Annotated in this window: 13 protein-coding genes; 5 read left to right on the top strand and 8 right to left on the bottom strand. The window is 72.0% G+C overall.

Going from position 1 to position 13857, the window contains the following annotated elements; all coding sequences use genetic code 11:
* Positions 1 to 40 precede the first annotated feature (40 nt).
* Positions 41 to 2185, bottom strand: a complete 2145-nt coding sequence (locus OC439_RS10590) for an ATP-dependent DNA helicase (protein WP_262013242.1) — start codon at positions 2183 to 2185, stop codon at positions 41 to 43.
* 124 nt (positions 2186 to 2309) lie between these two features.
* On the opposite strand from OC439_RS10590, the gene OC439_RS10585 reads away from it, so the two are divergent.
* Complete coding sequence (locus OC439_RS10585; protein ID WP_262013241.1) at positions 2310 to 2816, top strand: DUF402 domain-containing protein; 507 nt, start codon at positions 2310 to 2312, stop codon at positions 2814 to 2816.
* Positions 2817 to 2822: 6 nt separating this feature from the next.
* On the opposite strand, the gene sigJ is transcribed toward OC439_RS10585, so the two are convergent.
* Positions 2823 to 3776, bottom strand: coding sequence for an RNA polymerase sigma factor SigJ (gene sigJ / locus OC439_RS10580; RefSeq protein ID WP_262013240.1), 954 nt, complete (start codon positions 3774 to 3776; stop codon positions 2823 to 2825).
* A 188-nt stretch (positions 3777 to 3964) separates the two neighbouring features.
* Between sigJ and OC439_RS10575 the strand changes: the two genes are divergently transcribed.
* From OC439_RS10575 to OC439_RS10565, 3 genes are all read left to right on the top strand, one after another.
* Positions 3965 to 4915 carry a PPK2 family polyphosphate kinase gene (locus OC439_RS10575; protein WP_262013239.1) on the top strand — a complete coding sequence of 317 codons (951 nt, stop codon included), beginning with the start codon at positions 3965 to 3967 and terminating at the stop codon, positions 4913 to 4915.
* Positions 4916 to 5064: 149 nt separating this feature from the next.
* Positions 5065 to 5691: a DUF47 domain-containing protein gene (locus tag OC439_RS10570; protein ID WP_013288834.1), complete on the top strand. Its 627-nt coding sequence runs from the start codon at positions 5065 to 5067 to the stop codon at positions 5689 to 5691.
* Positions 5692 to 5695: 4 nt separating this feature from the next.
* A complete protein-coding gene (locus OC439_RS10565) occupies positions 5696 to 6700 on the top strand; it encodes an inorganic phosphate transporter (protein ID WP_262013238.1) in 1005 nt (334 codons plus the stop codon).
* A gap of 43 nt (positions 6701 to 6743) precedes the next feature.
* Here the strand turns inward: OC439_RS10565 and OC439_RS10560 are convergent, their stop codons facing one another.
* Both OC439_RS10560 and OC439_RS10555 read right to left on the bottom strand, forming a co-directional pair.
* The gene (locus OC439_RS10560) at positions 6744 to 7712 is read right to left on the bottom strand and encodes a Gfo/Idh/MocA family protein (RefSeq protein WP_262013237.1); all 969 of its coding nucleotides are present in this window, start codon (positions 7710 to 7712) and stop codon (positions 6744 to 6746) included.
* A gap of 59 nt (positions 7713 to 7771) precedes the next feature.
* A complete protein-coding gene (locus OC439_RS10555; RefSeq protein ID WP_262013236.1) occupies positions 7772 to 8365 on the bottom strand; it encodes a DinB family protein in 594 nt (197 codons plus the stop codon).
* Positions 8366 to 8818: 453 nt separating this feature from the next.
* Between OC439_RS10555 and OC439_RS10550 the strand changes: the two genes are divergently transcribed.
* Positions 8819 to 9646, top strand: coding sequence for an NUDIX hydrolase (locus OC439_RS10550; RefSeq protein ID WP_262013235.1), 828 nt, complete (start codon positions 8819 to 8821; stop codon positions 9644 to 9646).
* A 1-nt stretch (position 9647) separates the two neighbouring features.
* Here OC439_RS10550 and pstB read toward each other — a convergent pair whose 3' ends face one another.
* The 4 genes from pstB to pstS are packed head-to-tail and all read right to left on the bottom strand — an operon-like array spanning position 9648 to position 13754.
* Complete coding sequence (pstB, locus tag OC439_RS10545; RefSeq protein ID WP_013288829.1) at positions 9648 to 10424, bottom strand: phosphate ABC transporter ATP-binding protein PstB; 777 nt, start codon at positions 10422 to 10424, stop codon at positions 9648 to 9650.
* Between the two features lie 20 nt (positions 10425 to 10444).
* A complete protein-coding gene (gene pstA / locus OC439_RS10540; protein ID WP_262013234.1) occupies positions 10445 to 11533 on the bottom strand; it encodes a phosphate ABC transporter permease PstA in 1089 nt (362 codons plus the stop codon).
* A complete protein-coding gene (gene pstC, locus OC439_RS10535) occupies positions 11530 to 12615 on the bottom strand; it encodes a phosphate ABC transporter permease subunit PstC (protein WP_262013233.1) in 1086 nt (361 codons plus the stop codon). Before pstC ends, pstA begins: the two co-directional genes overlap by 4 nt.
* A gap of 41 nt (positions 12616 to 12656) precedes the next feature.
* The gene (gene pstS, locus OC439_RS10530) at positions 12657 to 13754 is read right to left on the bottom strand and encodes a phosphate ABC transporter substrate-binding protein PstS (protein ID WP_262013232.1); all 1098 of its coding nucleotides are present in this window, start codon (positions 13752 to 13754) and stop codon (positions 12657 to 12659) included.
* Positions 13755 to 13857 lie beyond the last annotated feature (103 nt).

Raw genomic sequence — 13857 nt, 5'->3', positions numbered from 1 at the left:
CGCCGACGCCCGCGTCACCCCGCCCGGGGAGGCGCGGGCGTCAGCTCTTGGCGAGCCGTTCCAGCGCGCCCCGGGCCACCTCGGGCCGGGTGGTGTACCAGAACGGCGGCAGCGAGCGGCGCAGGAACGGGCCGTACCCGCGTGCCGTCTCCAGCCGCGAGTCGAGCACCGCCACCACGCCCCGGTCACCGGTGGCCCGGATCAGCCGGCCGACACCCTGGGCCAGCCGGACCGCCGCGATCGGCACGCTCACCGCCGCGAAACCCGAGCCGCCGCCGGCGTCCACCGCCGCCGCCCGCGCCGCCGCGAGCGGCTCGTCCGGGCGGGGGAACGGCAACCTGTCGATCACCACGAGCTGGCAGGCGTCGCCCGGCACGTCCACCCCCTGCCAGAGCGACATCACCCCGAACAGGCAGCTCTCCCGCACCTCACGGAACCGGCGTACCAGCAGCGGCAGCGCCTCCTCGCCCTGGAGCAGCACGGGCAGGTCGGTCCGCGCGCGGACCAGCTCCGCGGCCTGCTGCGCGGCCCGTCGCGACGAGAAGAGCCCGAGGGTACGACCACCGAGCGCCTCGACCAGCGCCAGCAACTCCTCACCGGCCGGTCCGGGCAACCCGGAGACGCTGGGGCGGGGAAGGTGCGCGGCGACGTACAGGATGCCCTGCCGGGCGTAGTCGAACGGCGAGCCGACGTCGAGCGAACTCCAGCCCGGCCCCTCGGTCGCGGGGACGGTGCCGATCGACGCGCGGCTGCCCTCGGCGGCGGCCACCGGCGTGACCGGGGAACGGCCCGCGGCGGCAGCGGTGGCGATCGCGGCGGCGGCCGGTGACGGCGGGGCGGGCGGCGGCGCGTCCAGCCCCAGCGCCCGGGCCACCGTGTCGAAGCGGCCGCCCAGCGCCAGCGTGGCCGAGGTGGCGACCACCGTGCGCTCGTCGTACAGGTGGGTGGCGAGCGTGCCCGCCACCGACAGCGGCGCGACGACGAGTGCCCGGCGACTGCCGTTGTCCGGCTTCTCGACCCAGGCGACGTCGTGGTCGGCCTCCTCCAGCAGCCGCTGGGCGGTGGTGGACAGCTCGTCCAGCACGGCCTTGGCCTGCTGCTTGCGTACCGGATCGGGGTCGTCGGCCTTCACGTCGCCGATCCCCTCCAGCGCGGCCCGGGTCGCCGAGTCCAGCAGCGTGCACGCCTCGCGCAGCGCGGGCGGCAGACCGGCGGTGAGCCGCCCGGCCGGCGCCTCGGCCAGCCCCACGGCGAGCGCGTCACCCGCCTCGGTGAGCCGTTCGGCCACGTCGGGACGCAGCAGCGGCCGGGCCCGCCGGGTGGACCTGTCGATCAGCTCTGGCACCAGTTCCGCCTGGGCGGCCGACGAGACCCGGTCGGCCAGCTCGTGAGCCTCGTCCACCACGAGCAGCTTGTGCGGCGGCACGATGTGCCGCCCGGCGAGCATGTCGACGGCGAGCAGGCTGTGGTTGGTGACCACGATGTCGGCCTCGCGGGCGCGCGCCCGGGACGCCTCCGCGAAGCACTCCTGCCCGAACGGGCAGCGGCTCGCACCCACGCACTCCCGGGCTGGCATGGACACGCTGCGCCACACCTGGTCGTCCACGCCCGGATCCAGCTCGTCGCGGTCGCCGGTGGCGGTCTCCTCGGCCCAGTCGCGCAGCCGCTGCACCTGCTTGCCCAGCCGGCCCGCCTCGCCGAGCCACTTGGTGCCGCCGCTGTTGCCGGCGCGCGGCGCGTCGAACAGCGCGTCGTCCGGTTCGTCCTCGACCGAGCTGTCCAGCCGGGCCAGGCAGAGATAGTGGTGACGCCCCTTCAGCACGGCGAAGGTCGGGCGGCGGCCCAGCACCGGCTCGACCGCGTCGGCCAGCCTCGGCAGGTCGTGCTCGACGAGCTGGGACTGCAACGCCAGCGTGGCGGTGGAGACCACCACCGGCCCGTCCACTGTGAGCGCCGGAGCGAGGTACGCCAGGGACTTGCCGGTGCCGGTGCCGGCCTGCACCAGCAGATGCTCGCCGGAGGCGATGCTGCGCTCGATCGCCTCGGCCATCTGCTGCTGACCCGGCCGGGCCGCGCCGCCCGGAACCGCGCCCACCGCGGCGGTCAGCAGCTCTCCGGCACCGGCGCGGCCCTTGCGGCGCTTCTTCGGGACGGCCGGGCCGGTGGCGGTGCGGGACGGGGTCACCGTGCGACCGTACCCGCCGGCACCGACGGGGGTCCGGCCGCTCCGACGGCGTGGCGGGACGGCGGGTCGCGTCCGGTTACCTCCCGATCGCGTGGCGTGGCCGGAATCGGTTAGGGTGCCAGGCATGCCGAGCGATGTGGTCCGCGTGATCTACCGCAAGTACGACGGCAGCGCACACCGCGACTACCCGGCCCGCCGGCTCGCCGAGGACGATCTCGGCGTCTGGCTCGGCGTGCCCGCCGGCACCGAGTCCGTCTACCACGGCCGCCCGTCGGTCGAGCGGATCCCGTTCGTCCTGCTGGTGCCGCACCACGGCTGGTGGACCGGCATGTTCAACCCGCCGCCGCGCACCAGCGAGGTCTACTGCGACATCGCCACCCCGGCCCGCTGGGAGGGCGAGGAGACGGTCCACCTGATCGACCTCGACCTGGACGTGGTGCGCCGCCGCGAGACCGGCCTGGTCGAGCTGCGCGACGAGGACGAGTTCGCCGTGCACCGGGCCCGCTGGGGCTACCCGGAGGACGTGGTCACCGAGGCCGAGGCCGCGTCCCGCTGGCTGCTCGGCGCGCTCGGCGACGGCACCGAGCCGTTCGCCACGTCGTACCGGAAGTGGCTCGCACTGGTGGCCTGAGCCGGCTCACCAGCGCGGCGGCCAGGCGGCGTCCGGTCCCAGCGGCGGCAGCTCGCCGACCTTGGCCGGGTTGAGCTGGTTGAACACGCCGGTGACCCGCCCGTCGTGGACGGCGAACGAGGTGACCATCCGGATGGTTCGCCCGTCCCGGTGGAAGAACTCGGTCTGCCATCCCAGTGTGCCGTCCACCAGCACCGGGCGTCCGCGCAGGCCACCCCGCTGCCGGGCTTGGCCGTACAGGCCGAGGAGCAGGCGGGCGACCGAGTCGACGCCGACCACCGGCCGGCGGCCGGCCGGGAAGTGGCCGCCGGCGTCGCCGATCGACACGACGTCCGGGGCGAGTACGCGGACCAGCTGCTCCAGCTCACCGGACTCCACGGCGGCGGCGAACGCGGCGAGCACCCGCCGCTGTTCGGCGAGGTCGGCGCTGTGCCGGGGCGCGTCCGGCCCGTGCACCGCCCGGCGGGCGCGCGACGCCAGCTGACGGGCCGCCTCCGGCGTCACCGCGAGCACGTCCGCCACGCCGGAGAACGGCACCGCGAACACGTCGTGCAGCACGAACGCCACCCGCTGCTCCGGCGTCAGCCGTTCCAGCACCACCAGCAGCGCGGTGCCGAGCTGGTCGGCGCGTACCGCCCGCTCGGCCGGGTCGGGCGCGAACCCGTCCGCCGCCGGCACCGCTGTCACCATCGGCTCGGGGAGCCACTGACCGGGGTACGCCTCCCGGCGCACCCGGGCGGAGCGGAGCACGTCCAGGCAGATCCGGGAGCAGGTGGTGATGAGCCAGCCGCGCAGATCGCGTACGCGGGCGCGTTCCTCGGGGTCGCTCAGCGCGCCGGAGAAGCGCAGCCAGGTCTCCTGCACCGCGTCCTCGGCCTCGCTGCGGCTACCGAGCATCCGCTGCGCCACAGCCAGGAGACGCCCTCGTTCCGCCTCGAACTCCCCCGCAAGCTCGTCCACCCCCTCATTCTCCCGCCCCACCCCTCGCCACGGCACCCCACCCACCCTCGCCGGCACCCCACCCACCCTCGTTGATCTTGCACTTGCCGCCCCGGCAAACGGTGCTTTCCGGGCGTATCGGGGGCCGCAACCGCAAGATCGACGGGGCGAGGCGGGCGGGGACGGGCTCCGGGGGTGAGGATCGGGGGATGAGTGAGGTGGTGCGGCCCGTCGGTGGGCCCATGCGGGAACTGCTTCGGGTTTCGCCGGGCACTGTGGATCTGGCGGCTGTCGACCCCCGGTCGACGCCGGGGCTGCCGGTGGCGGCCGGACGCGGACCGGCGCGCAAGGAGTGGGCGCGGGCCCAGGTCGAGCTGATCGGCGCGGAACTCGGGCGGCAGCAGGAGATGCTGTACGCCTCGGCGCAGGGCGCCGCCGGCCCGGGCAGCGCCACCAGCGCTCCGGCGCAGGCGGACGCCGGGCTGGACGGCGACCGGCCGCGCCGGGTGCTGCTGGTTCTCCAGGCGATGGACTGCGGCGGCAAGGACGGCGCTGTGAAGCGGGTGGCGGGCGCGATGAACCCGCTCGGGCTGCACATCCGCTCGTTCGGGCCGCCGACCGAGGAGGAGTTGCGGCACGACTTCCTGTGGCGGGTACGCCGGGCGCTGCCGCCACCCGGGTACGTGGGCGTGTTCAACCGCTCCCACTACGAGGACGTGCTCATCGCCCGGGTCGAAGGGCTGGTCGACGAGGCGACCTGGCGGTCCCGGTACGCGATCATCAACGACTTCGAGCGGGAACTGACCGAGCAGGCGGTCACAGTGGTGAAGGTCATGCTGCACATCTCGTACGCCGAGCAGGGCGAGCGGCTGATGGAGCGGCTCACCGACCCGACGAAGTTCTGGAAGTTCAACCCCAGCGACCTGGACACCCGGGCACGCTGGGGCGACTACCAGGACGCGTACGCCGAGGCTCTCCAGCGTTGTGGCACGGACGCCGCGCCCTGGTTCGTGGTGCCGGCGGACCGCAAGTGGTACCGCGACTGGGCGGTCGCCCACCTGCTGCGGGAGACGTTCGACGGGTTGGATCTGGGGTATCCGCCTGCCGATTTCGACGTCGAACGGGAGCGTGACCGGTTACGGAACCAACTCGGCGGGTGACCAGATGAACGGAAGGTGAACGAGCGGTGAATCGGGCCTGACCAGGGGTGGGCCGATCGAAAGTGGGTTCGGCGCGGTCCCTAGCATGCGCAGAGCAGACGCCCGGGGGGCGACGGCCACCCTTCCACCGACACGACGAGGTCCGTGCTGTGAAGTTTTCCTTCCGTCCCACCGAGGGCGCTTTCTACGAGCTCTTCACCAGGGCCGCGCAGAACCTGGTGAAGGGGACCGAACTGCTCAACGAGCTGGGTCTGCCCGGTGCCGACGTGCAGTCGATCAGCGAGCGGCTGACCGACATCGAGCACGACAGCGACCAGATCACGCACGAGCTGTACAAGAAGATCAACTCCACGTTCATCACGCCGTTCGACCGGGAGGACATCTACCGGCTGGGCTCGCTGCTCGACGACGTGATGGACCACCTGGAGGCGGTCGGCAACCTGCTCTACCTGTACGGCCTGACCAAGCTCCCGTCGCTTCCGCGCGAGCTGCACGAGCTGGTGAACGTGCTCGACCTGCAGGCCAAGCTCACCGCCGAGGCGATGCCCCGGCTGAAGTCGATGAAGGATCTCGAGGACTACTGGATCGAGTGCAACCGGCTCGAGAACGACGGCGACCAGGCGTACCGGATGCTGCTGGTACGCCTCTTCTCCGGTGAGTACGACGCGCTCACGGTGCTGAAGATGAAGGAGGTGGCCGACGAGCTGGAGGCCGCCTGCGACGCCTTCGAGCACGTCGCCAACACCGTCGAGACCATCGCGGTCAAGGAGTCCTGATCCAGTGACACCCGAACTCATCGCCGTGCTGGCGGTGATCGCGGTCGCCATGGCGTTCGACTACACGAACGGCTTCCATGACGCGGCGAACGCGATCGCCACCAGCATCTCGACCCGGGCGCTGACCCCCCGGATCGCGCTCGCGCTGGCCGCCGTCGGCAACTTCGTCGGCGCGCACTTCGGCGCCGGGGTGGCCAAGACGGTCGGCGACGGGCTGGTGACGTTGCCGACCGGGGTGGAGAGCCTCGGCGTGGTCTTCGCCGGCGTGCTCGGCGCGATCATCTGGAACCTGATCACCTGGTACTTCGGCCTGCCGTCCTCGTCCTCGCACGCCCTCTTCGGCGGCCTGGTCGGCGCCACCCTGTTCGCCGCCGACGGCATCGTCCAGTGGGGCACCATCATCGAGAAGGTCCTCGTCCCGATGGTGCTCTCGCCGGTGGTCGGCCTGATCCTCGGCTTCCTGATGATGCTGGCGATCATGTGGCTGTTCCGGAAGGGCCAGCCCGGCAAGCTCAGCCGCGGCTTCCGGTGGGCGCAGACCGCGTCCGCCGCCGCCATGTCGGTCGGCCACGGCATGCAGGACGCCGCCAAGACCATGGGCATCATCGTGCTCGCGCTCTACACCGGTGGTTTCCAGGAGAGCAAGACGCACATCCCGGGCTGGGTGTTCTGGACCTCCGCCGCGATGCTGGCGGCCGGCACGTACGCGGGCGGCTGGCGGATCATCCGGACGCTCGGCCGGAAGATCATCGACCTCGGCCCCGCGGAGGGCTTCGCGGCCGAGACCGTGGCCAGCGCGGTGCTCTACTTCAACGCGCTGGTGCTGAAGGCGCCGATCTCCACCACGCACACGATCACCTCGGCGATCATGGGTGTGGGCGCGACGAAACGGCTCTCCGCGGTGCGCTGGAACGTGGCGGGCAACATCGTGATCGCCTGGATCATCACGTTCCCGGCTGCCGCCGCGATCGCCTGCCTCGCGTACCTGCTGGTCCGGCCCTTGTTCTGATTGAGCTGACGCCGAGGGGTTCCCCGCCGTGGCGGGGGACCCCTCACGCGTAGGAGACGCCGATCCGGGCCTTGATGTCGTCGATCAGGCCCATCACCTCGAGCGTGGCGGAGTGCGGCACCAGCGGGCTCTCGGTCAGTCCGGCCGCCAGGCAGCGCTGCACCTCGATCGCCTCGTACTGGTAGCCGCCGCCGGTCAGGTCCGCCGGGATCGTCTCCGGCTCGGCGCCGGCTCGGTGCAGCACCACGTGCGCGGGCCGGAAGAACAGCTCGGGCAGGTCGATCCGGCCGGTCGTACCGGTGATCGACGCGGAGATCGCGGTCGCCCCGACCATGCCGCAACTGAGCGTCGCCACCGCGCCGGAATCCCAGCCGAGCACCATGCCGGTGTTCTCGTCCACCGCCTCCGGGGTCAGCTTCGCCCACGCCTGCACGTGCTGCGGCACGCCGAGCACCAGGTGGGCCAGGCTCAGCGGGTAGACGCCGAGGTCGAGCAGCGCACCGCCGCCGAACGTGCGGGCCCGCATCCGGTGCTCCGGCGGGAACGGGCCGGCCACACCGAAGTCCGCCCGTACGTGTGTCACCTCACCGATCGCGCCGTCCCGGATCAGCTCCAGCACGCGCAGGATCAGCGGGTTCGTCCGCATCCACATGGCCTCCATGAGGAACAGACCTCGGGCGCGGGCCGTGTCCACCAGTTCGGTGGTGGTCGGCAGGTCCAGCGTGCACGGCTTCTCCACGAGCACGGCCTTGCCGCCGGCCAGGCAGGCGAGCGCCGCCTCGTGGTGCGCGGCGTGCGGGGTGGCCACGTAGATCGCGTCCAGGTCCGGGTCCGCGGCCAGTTCCGCCCACGAGGCGTACGCCCGCGGCACGTCGTGCCGGCGCGCGAACAGCTCGGCGCTCTCCCGGGTACGCGAGCCGACCGCGACCAGTTCGGCGTCCGGCACCAGCCGCAGGTCCTCGGCGAAGCGGGCGGCGATGTTTCCGGTGGCCAGGATTCCCCAACGCGTCATGCCCGGCACGCTATCCCTTCCCGCTCCGGGGCCGGCAGGGTGATCCACCCGTCGGGACGTCAGGCGGTGCCGCGGGCGTCGGCGGCGGCCCGGGCGGCCCGTTCGATCATCGCCCGACGCGCCGTCAGCGTCGGCTGGTCGGGCTCCAGGTGCGCGTACTCAACCCATGCCCCGGTCGAGCCGTCGAGCTGCTCGCGCAGGATGTCGGCGTGCCCCGCGTGCCGGCTGGTCTCGGTCAGGACGTGGACCATGACGTTGAACAGCTTGACGTCGGGGCGGGGCCACCACGGCACGTGGCCGGGGGCGTCGATCGCGAGGGCGTCGATCGTCGCGTCCGCGTGCTCCCACGTCCGCCGGTAGCGGCCGATCACCTCCTCGCGGGTCTCGTGCTCGCCCGCCCACATGTCGGTGTCGTCCGGATCCGGGGCGTCCCACCGGGGCAGCGGCTGCGGGAACGGCCTGCCGAACACCTCGCCGAAGTACCGGGCCTCCCCGGCCGCCAAGTGCTTGACCAGGCCGAGCAGGTTGGTGCCGGACGCGGTCAGGGGACGGCGCACGTCGTACTCGGACAGCCCGTCGAGCTTCCACAGCATCGCCTCGCGGATCTGACGCAGGTCGTTGTGCAGATACCGCTTCGCGAAGTCGTCGATCACGGGTCACCACCCTGCCAGTCACGGCCGGCGGACGCTGCCCCGTGCCGGCGACGGTCCGGCTGGTCCGGCCGGCCGCGCACGACCGGGCGCGACGAGCTGATGCCGCTTCGCGGCGAACACGTAGCGTGAAGATCGCGCAGGGTGACGACTGCTGACCGCCTCCTCGTCGAAGTCGGGCGCCCAAAGGCGATCAACCGGACATAAGGCGGCGCTGGCGCGAGCTGGGTTGACTACCTCTCGCCGCCTTTGCTCTGCAGCCTCATGCGCACCGTTCACGGACGGTTGCCAATGCGGATCTGGCTGCAGAGCAAAGGCGGCAGAGGGTGTCTGTTGCTCGGGGCCGAAAACTACGCATCGTGACCAGGCGGCGTGGTCGGGAGTGCTGGTGAGCGGTGTGCGCCCGCGCCCGGCCGCCCCCCGGCCGGGCCGCCCGGCGGGAACTAGGCTCGGCGCATGACGATCGACGGCTTCGCCGCACCTCCCGCCCTGGTGGAGCACGCCCGCCGGTTCCAGGCCGAGGGCGCCGTGCCCGCCGTACCCCGGGTCGCCGCCACCGTGCTGCTGCTCCGCCCGGCCGGCGACGGCTTCGAGGTCTACATGATCCGCCGGGTGGCGGCGATGACGTTCGGCGGCATGTACGCCTTCCCCGGCGGCGGCGTGGACCGCTCCGACTCGGAGGCGCACCTCGGGTGGGCCGGCCCGGAACCGGCGGTGTGGGGGGAGCGGCTCCGGCTCGACCCGTCCGCCGCGCAGGCGGTGGTGTGCGCCGCCGCCCGCGAGGTCTTCGAGGAGGCGGGCGTGCTGCTCGCCGGGCCGGACCCGGACACCGTGGTCGGCGACGTGAGCGGCGACGACTGGGAGGCGGCCCGCCAGGACCTGGAGGGACGGCGGGTCGGTTTCGCGGACCTGCTGGCCGGGCGCGGCCTCACGCTCCGGTCCGACCTGCTGCTGCCGTGGAGCCGCTGGATCACCCCGGAGTTCGAGCCGCGCCGCTTCGACACGTACTTCTTCGTCGCCCTGCTGCCCGAGGGGCAGCGGACCCGGGACGTCTCCGGCGAAGCCGACCACACGCTGTGGCTGCGCCCGGCGGACGCGCTGGCCCGGGCGGAGGCCGGCGAGCTGACCATGCTGCCGCCCACAATGGTCACGCTCGCCGAGGTCGCCGCCGCGGGCGACCTCGCCGGCGTGGCCCGCGCCGCGGCAGAGCGCGAACCGGGTACGCCGATCCTGCCCCACATCGACGGCCTGGACGGTGCCGAGCCCCGCTTCCTGCTGCGCTGACTCAGCCGAAGCGGCCGGTGATGTAGTCCTCGGTCTTCTTCTGGCTCGGGTTGCTGAAGATCTTCTGGGTGTTGTCGTACTCGATGAGGCGGCCCGGGTCGCCGGTCTTCTCGATCGAGAAGAAGGCGGTCCGGTCCGACACCCGCGCGGCCTGCTGCATGTTGTGCGTGACGATGATGATGGTGAACTTGTCCTTGAGCTGGAACATCAGGTCCTCGATGGCCAGCGTGGAGATCGGGTCCAGCGCCGAGCAGGGCTCGTCCATCAGCACCACCTGCGGCTCGACAGCGATGGTGCGGGCGATGCAGAGCCGCTGCTGCTGACCGCCGGACAGCCCCGCGCCCGGCTTGGCGAGGCGGTCCTTCACCTCGTCCCACAGGTTCGCCGAGCGGAGCGCCCGCTCGGCGGCCTCCTCCAGGATCGACTTGCGCCGTACGCCGTTGAGCCGCAGGCCCGCCACCACGTTCTCGAAGATGCTCATGGTGGGGAACGGGTTCGGCCGCTGGAAAACCATGCCGATCATGCGGCGGACCGCGGTGACGTCCACATCGCGGTCGTAGATGTCCTGGTCGTCGATGGTGAGGCTGCCCTCGACCCGGGCGCCGGGCAGCACCTCGTGCATCCGGTTGATCGACCGCAGGAAGGTGGACTTGCCGCAGCCGGACGGCCCGATCAGGGCGGTGACGGTCTTCGGCTCGACGGTCAGGTTGATGTTCTCGATCGCCTTGAACCCGCCGTAGTAGGCGGTCACGTTCGTGGCTTCGATGCGCTTGGCCATGGTGGCGGTACCTCCGGGGTTCATCGGCCGAGCCGGTTGCGGCGGGACAGCAGCTTCGCCGCCACGGTGAGGACGAGGACGAGAGCGACAAGGGTCAGCGCCGCGGTCCACGCCCGTGCCGGCGAGTACTTCGACGCCTCACCGGCCTGCTGGTAGACGAAGAGCGCCAGCGACGACTGGTTGTTCTCGAACGGGTTGAAGTTGATCGCCGCGCCGCCGCCGGCGACGAGCAGCACCGGCGCGGTCTCACCGGCGGCCCGCGCGATGGCGAGCATGATGCCGGTGACGATGCCGGGCAGCGCGGTCGGCAGCACGACCCGCAGGATGGTCTTCCACTTCGGTACGCCCAGGGCGTACGCGCCCTCGCGCAGCGGCGCCGGCACCAGCCGGAGCATCTCCTCGGTGGAGCGGACCACAGTGGGCAGCATCAGCACGCTCAGAGCCAGCGCGGCGGCGAAGCCGGAGAAGCCCGGCCGGCCGTCGTTGAACCACGGCGAGACGATCAGCACCCAGAAGGCCAGCACGAACAGGCCGGTGACGATCGACGGGATGCCGGTCATCACGTCCACGAAGAAGCGGATGGTGAACGCGAACCGGCCCCGGCCGTACTCGACGATGTAGATCGCGCAGAGCACGCCGAGCGGCACCGTGATCATCGTGGCGATGCCGACCTGCTGCAACGTGCCGACGATCGCGTGGTACGCGCCGCCGTTTGCGTCCCGCGACCCGATGTTGTTCATCGAGGTGCCGAAGAAGTTCGCGTCCAGCCGCTCGGAGCCCTTGCTCACCAGCGTCCAGACCACCGAGGCCAGCGGCAGCACCGCCAGCACGAACGCGGAGTGGATCAGCGCGCTCCAGGTGCGGTTGCGGGCCGACCGGCGGCCCTCCACCGCGTTCGCCGCGACGAAGAGACCGGCCAGGTAGAGCAACGCGCCGACCACCACGACCAGGACCGGGCCGCCGATGCCGGCGCCGTACACCAGGGCCGCCGCGAGCAGCAGCGCCGCGACGGCGATGACCGGAGCGGCGTACGCGGGAAGTCGCCTCGCCCGCAGCGTGGCCGGCTGGGCCGGCGGGCGCGGGCGGCGGGGGGTGAGGGTGGTTGTCATGCGGCCGACTCCGTGAACTCGCGCCGCCGGTAGATGATCGCCCGCGCGGTGATGTTGACGATCAGCGTGATCGCGAACAGCACCAGGCCGGAGGCGATGAGTGCGCCCCGGCCGGTGTCGTTCGCCTCGGCGAACCGGTTGGCGATGTTGGCGGCGATCGAGTTGCCGCCGCTGGCCAGGATGTTGAACGAGATGGCGTACGTCGAGCCGAGCGTGAGCGCCAGCGCGATGGTCTCGCCCAGTGCCCGGCCCAGGCCGAGCATCACCGCGGCGATGACGCCGGGCCGCCCGTACGGCAGGACCGCGGTGCGGATCATCTCCCAGCGGGTGGCGCCGAGAGCGAGCGCGGCTTCCTCGTTCGCGGTCGGGGTCTGCCGGAACACCTCGCGGGACAGCGAGGTGATGATCGGCAGCACCATGATGGCGAGCACCACCGAGCCGAGCAGGATCGAGTTGCCGTACGGGCCGTCGCCGAAGATCGGGATCCAGCCGAAGTACCTGTTCAGCCAGGCGGACAGGTCGGCGACCGGCTGGGCGAAGTAGTCCCGGCCCCAGAGTCCGAAGACGACGCTCGGCACGGCGGCGAGCAGGTCGATCAGGAAGCCCAGGGCGTTGCCGAGCCGCCGGGGCGCGTAGTGCGACAGGTACAGGGCGATGCCCAGCGCGACCGGCACCGCCATGAGCAGCGCCAGCAGCGAGCTCAGGACGGTGCCGAAGGCGAGCGCGCCGATGCCGAACTGCGGCGGGTCGTCGTTCGGGAACCAGCCCTCGAACGTCCAGAACGACTCGGTGTTCGCCCGCAGCGCCGGGACGGCCTTGGCGACCAGGAAGATCGCGATGGCCGCGATGACCACCAGGACCGTGGTGCCGGCGGCCAGGGTCAGACCGCGGAACGCCCGTTCCGCGCCGAAGGCGCGGGCCCGGGGGAGGGCACCGCCGCCGCCGAGGCCACCGTCGGGGCGGCCCGGGTTGCCGGGGCGCTCGGCCACACGCGCCGAGGCACCGGCGGGTCGCTCGTGGCTCGTGGCCACGGGGTTCCCGCCGGTGCCGGCGTGGGCCGAGCGGTGAGGGGTGTCACCCATCTGCTCGCTCGCTTCGTGTTGAGGAGGTGTCGGTCGGAGCGTCAGGAGAGGCTCTTGACCGCGGCCTCGACCTTGGTGCGGACGGTCTCGGGCAGCGGCGCGTAGCCCAGCTCGACGAGCTCCTTCTGCCCCTCGGCGCTGGCGGCGTGGCCGAGCAGGCCCTTGACCAGCGGCAGCTTGTCGGCGGCGAGGCCCTTGCTGCAGACGATCTCGTAGGTCGCCAGGACGATCGGGTACGCCCCGGCCTCCTTGGTGTTGTAGTCGATCGACATCTTCAGGTCGTTGCCCTGGCCCTCGAACTTGGCGCCCGCGATGGTCTTGCCGGCCGAGTCGCCGGTCAGCTCGACGAACTCGCCGTTGCCGTTCTTGATCTTGGCCATCTTCAGGTCGGAGTTCTCGGCGTACGACCACTCGACGTAGCTGATGGTGCCGTCGGTGCTCTTGACCTTGCTGGCCACCCCGTCGGACTTGGCCGCGCCGACGCCGCCCGGGGCCTTCCAGGCCTTGGAGTTACCGAGCGTCCAGTCCGCCTCGGCGGTCTTGGAGAGGTACTTGGTGAAGTTGTCGGTGGTGCCCGACTCGTCGGAGCGGTGCACCGCCTGGATCGCGGTCGACGGCAGCTTGGCGTCCGGGTTGTCGGCCTTGATCGCCGCGTCGTCCCACTTGGTCACCTTGCCGGCGAAGATCTTCGCCAGCGTGGCCGGGCTGAACTGGAGGTTGTCCGCGCCGCCCACGTTGTAGACGACAGCGACCGGGCCGATGACCATCGGCAGGTTGAGCGCCTGGCCGCCGACGCACTTGGCGTCGGCCTGCGGCTGCTCCTCCGGCTTGAGGGGGGAGTCCGAGCCGGCGAAGTCGGCGGTGCCGGCGATGAACGCCTGGATGCCGGCGCCCGAACCGCTGGGCTCGTAGTTGATCGTGGTGCCGGCGCACTTCTGCTGGTACGTCTTGATCCACTCGGCCATGGCGTTCTTCTGGGCGGAGGAGCCCTGGGCGTTCAGCGTGCCCGTCGCGCAGTCCACCGCGGCGGTGGAACCGGAGGCGCCGACCGGCTCGTTGTTGTCCGAGCCGCAGGCGCTGAGACCGAGAACCGCGGTAAGAGCGAGACAGGCGATGGCGCCGTGCCGCTGGAGCTTCACTTCAGGGGTTTCCCTTCACGTCTTTGGTCAGGTCGCCCGGAGTGCCGGGGGCCGGCGCTGACCGGCTGACACGAAAGGTAGGAGGGCCAGGTGGACGGTTCGC

Source organism: Micromonospora sp. Mcm103 (genome assembly GCF_024519755.1).
GTDB classification, from domain to species: Bacteria; Actinomycetota; Actinomycetes; order Mycobacteriales; family Micromonosporaceae; genus Micromonospora; species Micromonospora aurantiaca.
Note: the sequence above shows the minus strand (reverse complement) of the source record. Positions and strands in the feature narration are given on the sequence as shown.

Bases quoted from the DNA above. Each gene is read 5' to 3' on its own strand.
- OC439_RS10585 (WP_262013241.1), top strand. From the start codon at position 2,310: ATGCCGAGCGATGTGGTCCGCGTGATCTACCGCAAGTACGACGGCAGC.
- pstC (WP_262013233.1), bottom strand. From the start codon at position 12,615: ATGGGTGACACCCCTCACCGCTCGGCCCACGCCGGCACCGGCGGGAAC.
- pstA (WP_262013234.1), bottom strand. From the start codon at position 11,533: ATGACAACCACCCTCACCCCCCGCCGCCCGCGCCCGCCGGCCCAGCCG.
- pstB (WP_013288829.1), bottom strand. From the start codon at position 10,424: ATGGCCAAGCGCATCGAAGCCACGAACGTGACCGCCTACTACGGCGGG.
- OC439_RS10560 (WP_262013237.1), bottom strand. From the start codon at position 7,712: ATGACGCGTTGGGGAATCCTGGCCACCGGAAACATCGCCGCCCGCTTC.
- OC439_RS10550 (WP_262013235.1), top strand. From the start codon at position 8,819: ATGACGATCGACGGCTTCGCCGCACCTCCCGCCCTGGTGGAGCACGCC.
- OC439_RS10575 (WP_262013239.1), top strand. From the start codon at position 3,965: ATGAGTGAGGTGGTGCGGCCCGTCGGTGGGCCCATGCGGGAACTGCTT.